Annotated in this window: 12 protein-coding genes, 1 tRNA gene and 2 pseudogenes; 13 read left to right on the plus strand and 2 right to left on the minus strand. The window is 55.0% G+C overall.

The window, feature by feature from the left end; translation table 11 throughout:
- Positions 1–588: 588 nt before the first annotated feature.
- From rhaD to V3W49_RS13925, 4 genes are all read left to right on the plus strand, one after another.
- On the plus strand, positions 589–1413 hold the full coding sequence (rhaD, locus tag V3W49_RS13910; protein ID WP_500146247.1) for a rhamnulose-1-phosphate aldolase: 825 nt from the start codon (positions 589–591) through the stop codon (positions 1411–1413).
- 72 nt (positions 1414–1485) lie between these two features.
- Positions 1486–2634: a lactaldehyde reductase gene (gene fucO, locus V3W49_RS13915; RefSeq protein WP_500146248.1), complete on the plus strand. Its 1149-nt coding sequence runs from the start codon at positions 1486–1488 to the stop codon at positions 2632–2634.
- Positions 2631–2945 carry an L-rhamnose mutarotase gene (rhaM, locus tag V3W49_RS13920; RefSeq protein WP_500146249.1) on the plus strand — a complete coding sequence of 105 codons (315 nt, stop codon included), beginning with the start codon at positions 2631–2633 and terminating at the stop codon, positions 2943–2945. Before fucO ends, rhaM begins: the two co-directional genes overlap by 4 nt.
- Positions 2945–3346 carry a hypothetical protein gene (locus V3W49_RS13925; RefSeq protein ID WP_500146250.1) on the plus strand — a complete coding sequence of 134 codons (402 nt, stop codon included), beginning with the start codon at positions 2945–2947 and terminating at the stop codon, positions 3344–3346. The genes rhaM and V3W49_RS13925 overlap by 1 nt, the downstream gene beginning before the upstream one ends.
- A gap of 96 nt (positions 3347–3442) precedes the next feature.
- Here V3W49_RS13925 and fdhD read toward each other — a convergent pair whose 3' ends face one another.
- The gene (gene fdhD, locus V3W49_RS13930) at positions 3443–4267 is read right to left on the minus strand and encodes a formate dehydrogenase accessory sulfurtransferase FdhD (RefSeq protein WP_500146251.1); all 825 of its coding nucleotides are present in this window, start codon (positions 4265–4267) and stop codon (positions 3443–3445) included.
- Positions 4268–4425: 158 nt separating this feature from the next.
- Here fdhD and fdnG point away from each other — a divergent pair, with 158 nt between their 5' ends.
- From fdnG to fdhE, 4 genes are read left to right on the plus strand one after another with little or no spacing between them, the layout of a single operon-like run.
- Positions 4426–7473, plus strand: a complete 3048-nt coding sequence (gene fdnG, locus V3W49_RS13935) for a formate dehydrogenase-N subunit alpha (protein ID WP_500146252.1) — start codon at positions 4426–4428, stop codon at positions 7471–7473.
- A gap of 12 nt (positions 7474–7485) precedes the next feature.
- Positions 7486–8385, plus strand: a complete 900-nt coding sequence (gene fdxH / locus V3W49_RS13940) for a formate dehydrogenase subunit beta (protein ID WP_500146254.1) — start codon at positions 7486–7488, stop codon at positions 8383–8385.
- The gene (gene fdoI / locus V3W49_RS13945) at positions 8382–9017 is read left to right on the plus strand and encodes a formate dehydrogenase cytochrome b556 subunit (protein ID WP_500146256.1); all 636 of its coding nucleotides are present in this window, start codon (positions 8382–8384) and stop codon (positions 9015–9017) included. Before fdxH ends, fdoI begins: the two co-directional genes overlap by 4 nt.
- Positions 9014–9943: a formate dehydrogenase accessory protein FdhE gene (gene fdhE, locus V3W49_RS13950; protein ID WP_500146258.1), complete on the plus strand. Its 930-nt coding sequence runs from the start codon at positions 9014–9016 to the stop codon at positions 9941–9943. Before fdoI ends, fdhE begins: the two co-directional genes overlap by 4 nt.
- Positions 9944–10366: 423 nt before the next feature.
- On the opposite strand, the gene V3W49_RS13955 is transcribed toward fdhE, so the two are convergent.
- Positions 10367–11158, minus strand: coding sequence for a prepilin peptidase (locus tag V3W49_RS13955; protein WP_500146260.1), 792 nt, complete (start codon positions 11156–11158; stop codon positions 10367–10369).
- Between the two features lie 374 nt (positions 11159–11532).
- Between V3W49_RS13955 and V3W49_RS13960 the strand changes: the two genes are divergently transcribed.
- The 5 genes and pseudogenes from V3W49_RS13960 to V3W49_RS13980 form a co-directional block, all read left to right on the plus strand.
- A complete protein-coding gene (locus tag V3W49_RS13960; protein WP_500146262.1) occupies positions 11533–12156 on the plus strand; it encodes a winged helix-turn-helix domain-containing protein in 624 nt (207 codons plus the stop codon).
- 273 nt (positions 12157–12429) lie between these two features.
- Positions 12430–12524: transfer RNA gene (locus V3W49_RS13965), tRNA-Sec, on the plus strand.
- Positions 12525–12681: 157 nt separating this feature from the next.
- Positions 12682–13832, plus strand: a pseudogene (locus V3W49_RS13970) (IS3 family transposase).
- Between the two features lie 557 nt (positions 13833–14389).
- Complete coding sequence (locus V3W49_RS13975) at positions 14390–14935, plus strand: hypothetical protein (RefSeq protein ID WP_500146263.1); 546 nt, start codon at positions 14390–14392, stop codon at positions 14933–14935.
- Between the two features lie 83 nt (positions 14936–15018).
- A pseudogene (locus V3W49_RS13980) lies at positions 15019–15183 on the plus strand (IS256 family transposase); the annotation flags it as partial.

Raw genomic sequence — 15183 nt, forward strand, 5'->3', positions numbered from 1 at the left:
ACAATCCCCTCTCCCCCTGGGGAAAGGGCCAGGGTGAGGGGAAACCTCAGCCCCAGACAGTCCCCTCTCCCCTCTGGGGAGAGGGCCAGGGTGAGGGGAAACCTCAGCCCCAGACAGTCCCCTCTCCCCTCCGGGGAGAGGGCCAGGGTGAGGGGAAGACTTCAGCCCCAGACAGTCCCCTCTCCCCTCTGGGAAGAGGGCCAGGGTGAGGTGAAGACTTCAGCCCCAACCAGTCCTATCTCCCCCTGGGGAGAGGGCCAGGGTGAGGGGAAACCTCAGCCCCAGACAGTCCCCTCGCCCCTCTGGGGAGAGGGCCAGGGTGAGGGGAAACCTCTGCCCCAGACAATCCCCTCTCCCCTCTGGGGAGAGGGCCAGGATGAGGGGAAACCTCAGCGCCAACCAGTCCTATCTCCCCCTGGGGAGAGGGCCAGGGTGAGGGGAAACCTCAGCCCCAGACAGTCCCCTCTCCCCTCTGGGGAGAGGGCCAGGGTGAGGGGAAGACTTCAGCCCCAGACAATCCCCTCTCCCCTCTGGGGAGAGGGCCAGGGTGAGGGGAAACCCCACCAACCTAACAGAGAACATAAGACTATGCAGAACATCGTCAACGCCTGGTTCGTCCAGGGCATGATCAAGGCCACTTCCGACGCCTGGCTGAAAGGCTGGGACGAGCGTAACGGCGGCAATCTTACGCTGCGCCTGGACGCCGCCGACATTGAGCCATACCGTACCGATTTCCACCCGCAACCCCGCTATATCGCTCTGAGCCAGCCAATGCCGACCCTGGCCGGTATGCCCTTTATCGTCACCGGCTCCGGCAAGTTTTTCCGCAACGTGCAGCTCGATCCCGCCGCCAACCTGGGGGTGGTACAGGTAGACAACGACGGCGCCGGTTATCACATCCTGTGGGGCCTGGAAAATGACGCAGTTCCCACATCCGAACTTCCGGCCCACTTCCTGTCACATTCCGCGCGTATCAAAGCAACCCACGGCCAGGATCGCGTTATTATGCACTGTCACGCCACCAACCTGATCGCCCTGACCTACGTGCTGGAAAACAACAGCGACGTTTTCACCCGCAAACTGTGGGAAGGTAGCACCGAATGTCTGGTGGTCTTTCCGGATGGTGTGGGCATCCTGCCCTGGATGGTTCCCGGCACCGATGAGATAGGCCAGGCAACGGCCGACGAAATGGCGCAGCGCTCGCTGGTGCTGTGGCCGTTCCACGGCGTCTTCGGCAGCGGCCCGACGCTGGACGAAACCTTCGGCCTGATTGATACCGCAGAAAAATCAGCCCAGGTACTGGTGAAGGTCGAATCCATGGGCGGAATGAAACAGACTATCAGCCGCGACGATCTCATCGCGCTGGCTAAACGCTTTGGCGTAACGCCGCTGCAGAGCGCAATCGATCTCTGACGCCCCGGGTGGTGAAACGCACAGGATACAGGTTCAGGCTGCCCGTAAGGGCCGCCCTTTAAGGAGAAAGTGATGAGCTTTATGCTGGCACTGCCGAAAATCAGCCTGCACGGCGCAGGCGCCATCGGCGACATGGTGAAAATGGTTGCCGGAAAAAACTGGGGCAAGGCGCTTATCGTCACCGACGCGCAACTGGTGAAGCTGGGCCTGCTCGACACTCTGTTCAGCGCGCTGGAAGGCCACAACCTGCCATACCATCTGTTTGACGGCGTCTTCCCTAATCCCACGGAATCCCTGGTACAGAGCGGCTACCGGGAATACAAGGAAGCCCACTGCGACTATCTGATCGCCTTCGGCGGCGGCAGCCCCATTGATACCGCCAAAGCCATTAAGATTCTGAGCGCCAACCCCGGCCCTTCCACCGCCTATGCCGGTGTGGGAAAAGTGACGCATCCCGGCGTGCCGCTGGTCGCCATTAATACCACCGCAGGCACCGCCGCCGAAATGACCAGCAACGCCGTTATTACCGACAGCGTACGCCAGGTGAAAGAGGTCATTATCGACACCAACATCATTCCGGATATCGCCGTGGATGATGCCAGCGTCATGCTGGGGATCCCGCCGGATGTCACCGCCGCCACCGGAATGGACGCCCTGACCCACGCCGTGGAGGCGGTGGTTTCGGTCGGTGCGCATCCGCTCACCGATGCCAACGCCCTGGAAGCCATCCGCATTATCAGCCAGTGGCTGCCCGTCGCGGTCGAAGACGGCCTCAATCTGGAAGCGCGCGAGATGATGGCCTATGGCCAGTACCTGGCGGGCATGGCCTTTAACAGCGCCGGTCTGGGGCTGGTACACGCCATGGCCCACCAGCCGGGCGCCACCCATAACCTGCCGCACGGCGTGTGTAACGCCATCCTGCTGCCGGTGGTGGAAAACTTTAACCGCCCGCAGGCAGCGGCGCGTTTCGCCCGTATCGCTCAGGCTATGGGCGTGAATACTCAGGGAATGGACGACGAGCAGGCAAGCCAGGCGGCGGTCGATGCCATCCGGGCGCTGTCGGCAAAAGTGGGCATTCCCGCCGGTTTCCGCACGCTGGGTATCAGCGAAGCGGATATTGAAGGCTGGCTGGATAAAGCGCTGGCCGACCCCTGCGCGCCCTGTAACCCGCGCACCGCCAGCCGCGACGAGGTGCGTGCGCTCTATCTGGAGGCGCTGTGATCCGTAAAGCTTTCGTTATGCAGGTCAACCCCGACGCTCACGAAGAGTACCAGCGTCGACACTCGCCCATCTGGCCGGAGCTGGAAGCGGTGCTGAAATCCCATGGCGCCCACCACTACGCCATCTGGCTCGACGCCGCGCGCAATCTGCTGTTCGCCACGGTGGAAATCGAATCAGAGGAACGCTGGAACGCCGTGGCGCAAACTGATGTCTGCCAGCGCTGGTGGAAACATATGCGGGAAATTATGCCGAGCAATCCGGACAACAGTCCGGTGAGCGAGGAGTTGAGAGCGGTGTTTTACCTGGATTAATGGGGAGCGCCTGCCAGTGGCAGGCGCTTTTTATTAATGGTGATGCCCCTTATGGTGCTCCGAATCATGATGTTCATGATGGTGCGGACGACTATCGTGGCGATCGTGATGATGACGGTCATGGTCATGTATCACGCAGCCATTCAGCAACAGCGCCATTGTCATCAAACATGCTATTTTTATTAACTTCATTTAAATATCCTGTTGTTCCCGCCATTTTTATATTTTATTCCCTGCACACCGCCTCTCCCCGGCGCAATAACGCAGGCAACCTCTGGTTGGGTTTCATTGCATCTCCCGGATTCCAGGAAAGGGAGGAGTCAAAAAAACGCGCTTCCAATGTAAATCAGCCAATCCACAATTCAAGCCGCATATCAGCGCGAAAACCGGTCAAGATGTAAGCGGTTATTAACTGGAAACAGTGCGATTACAGAACGCAATAGATTGAATAACAACAGATTAGCGATTTGGTAAACCATGTATAAAAAACAGGGCCATCAATACAGGCGCTGAGGATGGGTATAGACAGTCGCACGCCCCGGCTTGCTGAAGCCCACCAGCGTCAGATTCGCTTTCTGCGCTACTTCCACCGCGAGCGACGTGGCGGCGGAAACGGCGAACAGAATTTCCACGCCGCACATTGCGGCTTTCTGTACCATCTCGTAGCTGGCGCGACTGGAAACCAGGACGGCGCCCTGCTGCCACCGTTCGCGGCAGCGATGGCCCAGCAGCTTATCCAGCGCCACATGGCGCCCCACGTCTTCATGACCGCTGGCCACTTCGCCATCCTTCATCAGCCACGCGGCCGCGTGGGTACAACCGGTCAGCTGGCCCACAGGCTGAAACTGACGCAGCTGATCCAGCCCGCGATCGAGCGCGGAAAGCTCAAAACGCTGAGTAAAAGGCAGCGGCGCGACCGGGCGAACCACGTCGTTGAGCTGCTCCACCCCGCAAACGCCGCAGCCGGTACGGCCCGCCAACTGGCGACGGCGTTCTTTCAGCCCCATAAAGCGGCGGCTGGAAAGCTCGATATGCACCTCAATGCCCGTACAGCCCCGCTCGATATCCATGCCGTAGATATCGCTGACAGATTCAATAATGCCTTCCGATAACGAAAAACCTAATGCGAAAAACTCCAGATCCCGGGGAGTCGCCATCATCACAACGTGCGAAATGCCGTTATAGACCAGCGCGACCGGTACCTCTTCGGCCAGCCAGTCATCGCTGGCATTACGTAAATCGGCGCGTGACCAGACCGGCGCAGCACGATAGCAGGCGCTCTCAATCACATTCTCTTGTCTTTTTTTTGTAAACTCATTCACTATTTTTTAACCGTATATGAACTGTTTTAACGGCGTTATGGTATTCTTTAACCATTACCCCTCACTCAGAAGGGGCAATGTGTTCAATTCTGAACCTAAGCGGCCCCAACCGCAAAAAAAACTCTCAATGTGACGTGTCGAATAACAAGGAGTGACCCATGCAGGTCAGCAGAAGGCAGTTCTTTAAGATCTGCGCTGGCGGTATGGCAGGCACCACTGCGGCAGCTTTGGGTTTTGCACCCGCTGCCGCGCTGGCAGAAACGCGGCAGTATAAGCTGCTGCGTTCCCGGGAAACCCGGCAGACCTGCACATACTGTTCCGTCGGCTGCGGGCTGTTAATGTACAGCCAGGGCGACGGTGCAAAAAACGCCAAAGCCTCAATCTTCCATATCGAAGGCGATCCGGATCATCCGGTAAACCGCGGAGCTCTGTGCCCAAAAGGGGCAGGTCTGGTGGATTTTATTCACAGTGAAAGTCGCCTGAAATATCCGGAATATCGCGCTCCCGGCTCCGATAAATGGCAGCGCATCAGCTGGGACGACGCCTTCGAGCGCATCGCGAAGCTGATGAAAGCCGACCGCGACGCCAACTTTATCGCTCAAAACGGTCAGGGCGCCACCGTTAACCGCTGGCTCTCCACCGGCATGTTATGCGCATCCGCCTCCAGTAACGAAACCGGCTATTTAACCCAGAAGTTCGCCCGCTCCCTTGGGATGCTGGCGGTCGATAACCAGGCGCGTGTCTGACACGGACCAACGGTAGCAAGTCTTGCTCCAACATTTGGTCGCGGCGCCATGACCAACCACTGGGTGGATATTAAGAACGCCAACCTCGTCGTCGTAATGGGCGGGAACGCCGCCGAAGCGCATCCGGTCGGATTCCGCTGGGCGATGGAAGCCAAGATCCACAATGGCGCCAAACTGATCGTCATCGATCCGCGCTTTACCCGCACGGCATCGGTCGCCGACTTCTATGCGCCGATTCGCTCCGGTACCGACATCGCCTTCCTGTCGGGCGTTTTGCTGTACCTGCTGACCAACGAGAAATTTAACCGCGAGTACGTCGAAGCCTATACCAACGCCAGCCTGATCGTGCGGGAAGACTTTGGTTTCGACGACGGACTGTTCACCGGTTACGATGAAAGCAAGCGCCAGTACGACAAAACCAGCTGGCACTACGAGCTGGATGAGAACGGCTTCGCGAAGCGCGATACCACGCTCAGTCATCCGCGCTGCGTCTGGAACCTGCTGAAGACCCACGTTTCGCGCTATACGCCGGAAATGGTCGAAACCATCTGCGGCACCCCGAAGGCGGATTTCCTGAAGGTTTGCGAATATATCGCCGAAACCAGCGCCAAAGACCGCACCGCGTCGTTTCTTTACGCACTGGGCTGGACGCAGCACTCCATCGGCGCCCAGAACATCCGTACCATGGCGATGGTTCAGCTACTGCTGGGCAATATGGGCATGGCGGGCGGCGGCGTTAACGCGCTGCGCGGCCACTCCAATATTCAGGGGCTGACCGACCTGGGGCTGCTGTCCACCAGCCTGCCGGGCTATATGAACCTGCCCAACGAACAGCAACTGGATCTGGAAACCTACCTCGCCGCCAATACGCCGAAGCCGCTGCTGGAAGGCCAGGTCAACTACTGGGGCAACTACCCGAAATTCTTCGTTTCGATGATGAAATCCTTCTTCGGCGATAAAGCGACGAAGGAAAATAGCTGGGGCTTTGACTGGCTGCCGAAATGGGACAAGAGCTACGATGTCCTCCAGTACTTCGAAATGATGAATGAAGGCAAGGTCAACGGCTACATCTGCCAGGGCTTTAACCCGGTAGCCTCGTTCCCTAATAAGAACAAGGTGGTAGGTTCCCTGAGCAAGCTGAAGTATCTGGTGACCATAGATCCGCTCAACACCGAAACGTCGACCTTCTGGCAGAACCACGGCGAATCCAACGATGTAGACTCGTCGAAAATTCAGACCGAAGTATTCCGCCTGCCTTCCACCTGCTTTGCCGAAGAGCATGGCTCTATCGTCAACTCCGGCCGCTGGCTGCAGTGGCACTGGAAAGGAGCCGACGCCCCGGGCGAAGCACTGAATGACGGCGAAATCCTGGCGGGTATCTTCCTGCGTCTGCGCGAAATGTATCAGCGCGACGGCGGTACGGTGCCGGAACCGGTTCTGAATATGACCTGGGACTATCAAACTCCGGAAGCGCCGGACTCCGAAGAAGTCGCGAAAGAGAGCAACGGTAAGGCGCTGGCCGATATCCTGGACGACAACGGCAACCTGCTGGTGAAAAAAGGGCAGCAGCTTTCCACCTTCGCCCATTTACGGGATGACGGCACCACCGCCAGCGGCTGCTGGATCTTCGCCGGTAGCTGGACCGAACAGGGCAACCAGATGGCCAACCGCGACAACGCCGATCCTTCCGGCCTGGGCAATACCCTGGGCTGGGCCTGGGCGTGGCCGCTTAATCGCCGCATTCTCTATAACCGCGCCTCCGCAGATCCGCAGGGCAATCCCTGGGATCCTAAGCGTAAGCTGCTGGAATGGGACGGCGCCAAATGGGGCGGCGTGGACGTGGCCGACTACAGCGCGGCGGCGCCTGGCAGCGATGTCGGGCCGTTTATCATGCAGCCGGAAGGCATGGGACGTCTGTTCGCCATCGACAAGATGGCCGAAGGGCCGTTCCCGGAGCACTACGAGCCGTTTGAAACGCCGCTCGGCACCAACCCGCTGCACCCCAATGTGGTCTCTAACCCGGCGGCTCGCGTCTTTAAAAGCGACCTGGAAGCCATGGGCAAGGCCGATAAGTTCCCCTATGTGGGTACCACCTATCGCCTGACCGAGCACTTCCACTTCTGGACCAAGCACGCGTTGCTGAACGCCATCGCTCAGCCCGAGCAGTTCGTCGAAATCGGCGAAAAGCTGGCTAACAAGCTGGGCATTGCCCAGGGCGATACCGTGAAGGTTTCCTCTAACCGCGGCTATATTAAAGCCAAAGCGGTGGTGACTAAGCGTATCCGTACCCTGAACGTGCACGACAAAGAGGTGGATACCATCGGCATTCCCATCCACTGGGGCTATGAAGGGGTGGCGAAGAAAGGCTTTATCGCCAACACCCTGACGCCGTTCGTCGGCGATGCCAATACCCAAACGCCGGAGTTCAAGGCGTTCCTGGTTAACGTGGAAAAGGTGTAACGGAGACGAGATATGGCTTATCAATCACAAGACATTATTCGCCGCTCCGCCACCAACGGTTTCACGCCTGCCCCGCAGGCGCGAAATCATCAGGAGCCGGTAGCGAAGCTGATTGACGTGACCACCTGTATTGGCTGTAAGGCCTGTCAGGTGGCCTGTTCAGAGTGGAACGACATTCGCGACGAGATCGGCCACAACGTGGGGGTGTACGACAACCCGGCGGATCTCACCGCGAAATCCTGGACGGTGATGCGTTTTTCGGAAGTTGAAGAGGATGGCAAGCTGGAGTGGCTAATCCGCAAGGACGGCTGTATGCACTGTGCCGATCCGGGCTGCCTGAAGGCCTGCCCGGCGGAAGGGGCGATCATCCAGTACGCCAACGGGATTGTGGACTTTCAGTCCGAACAGTGTATTGGCTGCGGCTACTGCATTGCCGGCTGTCCGTTCGACGTGCCGCGCCTGAATCCGGACGATAACCGGGTTTACAAGTGCACCCTGTGCGTGGATCGCGTCAATGTGGGCCAGGAGCCTGCCTGCGTGAAGACCTGTCCCACCGGTGCCATCCACTTCGGCAGCAAAGAGGATATGAAACAGCTGGCGTTCGGGCGGGTATCCGAGCTGAAAACCCGCGGCTACCAGAACGCCGGTCTTTACGATCCTCAGGGGGTGGGCGGCACTCACGTGATGTATGTGCTGCACCACGCCGACAGGCCGAATCTGTATCACGGTCTGCCGGAAAACCCGGAAATCAGCGCCACCGTGAAGTTCTGGAAGGGAATCTGGAAACCGCTGGCCGCCATTGGCTTTGCGGCCACCTTCGCCGCCAGCATCTTCCACTATGTGGGCATGGGCCCCAACCGCGTGGACGACGACGATGACGCGGATAAAAAAGACGATGAGGTGCGCAAATGAAAAAACGTGACACCATCGTGCGCTACACGGCGCCGGAGCGAATCAACCACTGGATAACCGCCTTCTGCTTTATGCTGGCGGCCATCAGCGGGCTGGGGTTCTTCTTCCCCTCCTTCAACTGGCTGATGTACGTTCTGGGTACGCCGCAGCTGGCGCGGATACTGCACCCCTTCGTGGGCGTGGTGATGTTTGCTTCCTTCATCATCATGTTTTTCCGCTACTGGCACCACAACCTAATCAACAAGGAGGATATCTTTTGGGCGAAGAATATTCGTAAGATCATCGCCAATGAGGAAGTCGGCGACGTTGGGCGCTACAACCTCGGCCAGAAGTTCGTTTTCTGGTCGGCTATCCTGCTTTTGATACTGTTACTGGTCAGCGGCGTGATTATCTGGCGTCCCTGGTTTGCGCCCGCGTTCCCGATTCCTGTGATCCGCTTTGGCCTGATGCTGCATTCATTTGCCGCAGTAGGGTTAATTGTGGTTATTATGGTGCATATCTACGCCGCCCTTTGGGTTAAAGGCACCATAACCGCCATGGTGGAGGGCTGGGTTACCAAAAGCTGGGCGAAGAAACATCACCCACGCTGGTACCGAGAACTGCGCAAGACAACGGAAAAATCAACTGAATGAGTATTCGCATTATCCCGCAAGAGCAGCTGGAAAAGAGCGATAAACGTGCGGCGGAAGTGATTCCGCCGTTATTGTTCCCCAGACTGAAAAACCTCTATAACCGCCGCGCCGAGCGCCTGCGTGAGCTGGCACACAGCAATCCGCTGGGTGACTACCTGCGCTTTGCCGCCCTCATCGCCCATGCCCAGGAAGTGGTACTCTATGACCATCCGCTGGAGATGGATCTGACAGCCCGCATCCGTGAAGCAGCCGAACAGGGCAAGCCGCCGCTGGACATTCACGTTCTGCCTCGCGACAGGCACTGGCAGCGCCTGCTACATTCGCTGATCGCCGAGCTGAAGCCGGAAATGAGCGGCCCGGCGCTGGCGGTGATCGAAAATCTGGAAAAAGCCTCTGAACAGGAGCTGGAAGAGATGGCCAGCGCGCTGTTCAGCAGCGATTTCAGTGCCGTCGAGAGCGACAAAGCGCCGTTTATCTGGGCCGCGCTCTCACTCTACTGGGCGCAGATGGCAAGCCTGATTCCGGGCAAAGCTCGCGCCGAATATGGTGAACAACGTCAGTTTTGCCCGGTATGTGGCAGCATGCCGGTTTCCAGTATGGTGCATATCGGCACCACCAACGGCCTGCGCTATCTACACTGCAACCTGTGTGAAACCGAATGGCATGTGGTACGCGTGAAATGCAGCAACTGCGAACAGACACGTGACCTGAACTACTGGTCGCTGGAAAGTGAAGAGTCGGCCATCAAAGCCGAAAGCTGTGGCGACTGCGGAACCTACCTGAAGATTCTCTATCAGGAGAAAGAGCCAAAGGTGGAAGCCGTAGCTGACGATCTGGCCTCGCTGGTGCTGGATGCGCGTATGGAGCAAGAAGGCTTCGCCCGCAGCAGCATCAATCCTTTTCTGTTCCCCGGCGAGGGGGAATAAGCCTGTTCCGGCGCGGCGCCCGCCGCGCCGTTCTATTTTCCTGCATCCAATATTAAAATACATTCAACCGCCCCCATTTTATTCTTTTCTTGCCCGTTCTTTCGGCGTCAAGCCAACAGGAAGTCGGGCGGAGAACCCTGTGGCAGTCAGGAAAAGCGCAAGGGCCGCGTTAACGGTGATTTTTACGCTGCAGAGTGCGGATTGTCGGGGCAGCAGCGACTGAACCGCCCAGGCCCGTTTACCACCTGCTGCTTTCCAGAGGGAGATGGGCGTAACCTGAACGGGAAATTCCCCCCTACTACCATATTCTGCTATTGACCCCTAATCAGACTGAAGTCCCGCCTGTTTATATGAATATTTATTCATATAAATGCGGAACTAACGGGCATTACCCACATAAAGGGTAAATATTCGGTACGAATATCAAATCAGTAGCACGTTACCCGTCAGCCAGATACCCCACCCCGCCAGTGCCAGCCAGGGGCCAAACGGCGCCGCGTCACCCAGCGCCCTGCCGCCAAGTAACCTGCCCGACACCACCAGTATCAGCGCCATCAGGGAAGCAGCCAGTAGCACCTCTGGTAGCGCCCGCCACCCCAGCCAGGCCCCCAGCGCAGCCAGCAGTTTGAAGTCGCCATATCCCAAGCCTTCCCGTCGGCGAACATACCAGTACAACCAGTAAACGCCCCAAAGAAAGAGGTAGCCTGCGCAGGCGCCCAGTATCGCCTCTTCAAGACTCACCGGAGAAGCATCAGGCAACAGCAGATGAAATAGTATCCCCCCCCACAGCAGCGGCTGGGTTAGCATATCGGGCAACAGCATATGCTGAAAGTCGATAACCACCAACGCCAGCAACGCTCCACAGAAGAATAGCCAGAACGCCATGCATAGCGGCCCGGAGGCGTAGAGCCAACACAGTGGCGCCAGTACCATAAACGCCAGCTCAATTGCCGGGTAGCGCCATGCTATCGCGCAGTGGCAGAATGCGCAGCGCCCGCGTAGCCTCAGCCAGCTAATCAGCGGAATATTTTGCCAGAATCGCAGTTTATGCTGGCAGTGAGCGCAGCGGGAGCCAGGTACTAACAGATTGAAATCATGGCTATCCCCCCGAATCTCCATTGTCGGCACCCGCCAGATAACAACGTTAATAAAACTACCAAGACAAAGACCGAGTATCCCCGAAACAATGTACTGAATCGCAATATCCACGTCCATGCAACCTCCTCCATGGTTAACAACGGCGCGATAATAAATCGCACCTCAGACAAACAAAAATATCGGTACCGCATGCTTGCGCCACAGCCAGTGCATCACCGATTCCGTACGCCGTCGGATATATGAGCCTTATTCTTTAACGCGACTGACGTCATACCATGAGAAAATACAGAGATATCCAACCGAACTATTTATTCACAAAAAATAAAATTGGGCGCAATCTATAACTAACCTATGCGATCTGTTTCACAATAAAATTTTTAGCTAATCAACACTTCAGACAAAAAAACGTTTTACATACACAACCTGAAATAAACAAAAAACAACATACATCGCATATGTTAACGTAGAATAAAAATGCAGGAGGCAAAAGAATGAATTATATAATAGGAAATAAAATAGAATTCGCGCCAGACTATCAAAAGATTAGATCTCTGGAAACCGGCAAGACAACAAAGCTTCATTATACATCCTGCCGCTGCCTGGAGCTTTTAATTCAGGAACATGGAAATATCGTATCTCAGCACCAATTGATTGAATATGGATGGGAAGAGCGCGCTATGGGGGTATCATCAGCGGCCTATTACCAGTGCCTGCTGAATCTGCGTAAGGCATTAAAAAGCCTTGGTATGGAAGATGTTATAAGAACCATCCCCCGTAAGGGGGTCATGTTTACTCTTCAATGTCCAGTCAGAAAAGAGGGGACAGAAAGTGTTGCCACTCAATCAACCTCTTCCCCGGTAGAAACACCCACCTCATCATTACGCCTGGAAACTATACTCTCAGCAGGTAGAAAAAGGCTCAAGAAGATTTCATACTTTTTCGTGGCTGTTGGAGTCTTTATCACGTTTTTCTTTCTTAGTACAAGCGAAGCTCATTCAACAGAGGACAAAGAAGTGATCTACCATTCAAAAAAGGACTCTGCAATCAGAAAATCAATGCTAAAACGATTGCACTATAATGCCCCAGGTATTCTGACAAATAGCAGGAGCACCTAAAAAAATAAAGACATTTTAATTTCCATTACCATACTCTCTTCTGACAAAACTTGTGATGGAAATTATAATCGCTTACATAATTATATTGGCTGAATTTAAACGCGATAAGACCGGGCGGTTACTCATCTCTCCGCCCGGACTCTCACTTCTTGCGGTAATCAACAGTAAAACAGCCCCGGGCGACGTAAAAACGCGCAAAAACCCCAGCGGGACTAGTGGTTAGCAGAAGAAAGGCGCTATAATGCGTCGGCCTCCATGTAGCAATGCAGGTGCGGAAGATCGTCGTCTCCGGTGAGGCGGCTGGACTTCAAATCCAGTTGGGGCCGCCAGCGGTCCCGGGCAGGTTCGACTCCTGTGATCTTCCGCCAATTATCATCTCACCATGTCCGAAAAAGTCCTTTAAAACCATTATTTTCAGCAAGTTATATAGAACCCCCGTCCGTATCAGTCCGAGCGAATTGATCTTACCCAGCAATAGTGGACACGCGACTAAGTGAGTAAACTCTCAAGTAAGAGGTGACTCACATGACAAAATCCGTACCAACCAGCAAGAAGCCCTGCAAGCAATATACGCCTGAATTCCGCGACGAAGCCCTGAAACTGGCTGAACGCATTGCTGTGGCCGCTGCCGCCCGCGAACTCAGCCTTTATGAATCACAGCGTTATGCCTGGCGAAGTAAACGAAAAAATGCACATTCCTCTTCCTAACATGAGCAGGAAATGTCCGTTGAAATAGTCCGCCTCAAACGCCAACTGGCAGAACGAGATGAGGAGCTGGCCATCCTCCAAAAGGCCGCGACATACTTCGCCAGGCACCTGAAATGAAGTATGTCTTTATCGAAAAATACCAGGCAGAGTTCAGCATCAAGGCAATATGTCGGGTGCTGCGAGTCGCCCGCAGCGGCTGGTATGCCTGGCGTCGGCACCGTCACCAGATAAAACGGCGTCAACAGTTCCGGGTTATCTGCGATGATGCGGTTCGACAGGCCTTTGCCAGGGCAAAGCAGCGTTATGGTGCGCCTCGTCTTGCTGATGAGTTGCCGGAGTACAACATCAAGACTACCGCTGCCAGTCTGCGCCGTCAGGGGCTGCGGGCGAAAGCCTCGCGTCGGTTCAGCCCGGTCAGTTACCGTGGGCATGGTCTGCCAGTCTCAGAGAATCTGCTGAAGCAGGACTTTTATGCCAGCGGCCCGAATCAGAAGTGGGTGGGAGACATCACGTATCTTCGTACCTGTGAAGGCTGGCTGTATCTGGCCGTGGTGATTGACCTGTGGTCGCGTTCAGTCATTGACTGGTCGATGTCCTCACGGATGACGGCACAGCTTGTCTGTGATGCACTGCAGATGGCGTTATGGCGGCGTAAACGCCCGGAAAATGTCATCGTGCACACAGACCGGGGTGGTCAGTACTGTTCAACGGATTACCAGAGTTTACTGAAACGGCATAATCTGCGGGGCAGTATGAGCGCCAAAGGCTGTTGTTACGACAATGCCTGTGCGGAAAGCTTCTTTCACTCACTGAAGGTGGAATGTATCCACGGGGAGGACTTTGCCAGTCGGGAAATAATGCGAACGGCAGTATTTAATTATATCGAGTGCGATTACAATCGCTGGCGTCGTCACAGTGCCTGTGGCGGTCTTAGCCCGGAACAGTTTGAAAACCAAAACCTCGCTTAGGGGCGTGTCCACATTACGTGGGTAGGATTAACAAGCCCTGTCATCGTGTTACACCACTGGAGTAACAGAATCATATCCGCCGTCGTGGAATATTTATCAGCGTGGCACCAGGCATTGCTGTCTACCCGGTAGTAGAAATCAACCCGGAACATGAGCAATTTGGAATAGCGTGTAAATAATTCGGAGAGATGATAACGCTGGTAACGTTGTAGCGTGCGGTGCTGGACGTAGTTAAGATTGGTATCGGTAATGTTGTGGTAAGCCATATGTCGTTTCCCTGAGAATATTTGTCATGGGAATGGAGGCAAACTTCAGATTTGACGGATACGCTGATCACGAGGCTGAGGATCAGTATCGATGTGTCGATCTGATGGAAGGCCATTGCTGGATAGCATCAGTCATCAGCATTGGGGTAATGTGATAACAGCCAGGGGGAAGCGAGGATTATTAGAAATATATCTTCTTTAGAAACAGTATTATTTACCTTAATGATAGCGTATGCCTGATCAACAACACAGCATCGAAACTACTCAATTTATCGTAAGGAAACACCGTTTATGCGTCATTTTTTGACAACTTACCGGGACTCAATCCTCGCACTTGCAGGGTTCATCATTGCCATTATCTCACTTGGGTTCGCTATCTGGCAGGGCAGAGAGGAAATCAGGCACAACCATATTTCTGTCGAACCGAGAATAAATGCCTATTTCTCCAATGATGGGCGAAAAAATCAGTGGGGAATTTATGCCATCAACAACGGTATGGGAACGGCCTTTGTTAACAGGATGGTCGTGATGGTCAATGGTAAACCCGTGGAGCCCATTGACAACAATATCTTCCTTGGAGCAGTTCTGGCACTCGGCCTTCACGCTAAATGTTTTGTGATTGGTGGTCCGCGTCCGAATGATTCCTTCAAGGTTGGAGAAGAAATATTTCTGGTGGAAGCAAGAGGTTCAGAAAAAAATTGTGCTGAAGACCGACTACGACTGAAGTGGGCTTCACAAAATCCACACCAACTGGAATTTGTGCTGAATATGGAATCTATTTACGGCGATAAGTTTCGTTATACCTATTCGTTGAATCGTCAGGTCAAACTGGATTAACGTCCGGGAACACATTAGCATGGTCGGGAGTGTTAGAAATTCTGTGTCATTCGAGTCAATATACAATCAAAAAGGAATGACACATGTCCCAACCCTTCGATTTCGACAAAGCGCTTAAAGCACTCCAGTCCGGCCAGGCACTAACGGGCAAGGACGGTATTTTAACACCTCTAATCAAACAGTTAACCGAAGCGGCGCTATCTGCTGAACTTGATTCCCATCTGGCCCAGGATGTGGAAGCCAACCGT

Origin of the sequence: Rosenbergiella sp. YN46, assembly GCF_036620675.1 — a bacterium.
In the GTDB taxonomy this organism is placed as follows: domain Bacteria; phylum Pseudomonadota; class Gammaproteobacteria; order Enterobacterales; family Enterobacteriaceae; genus Jejubacter.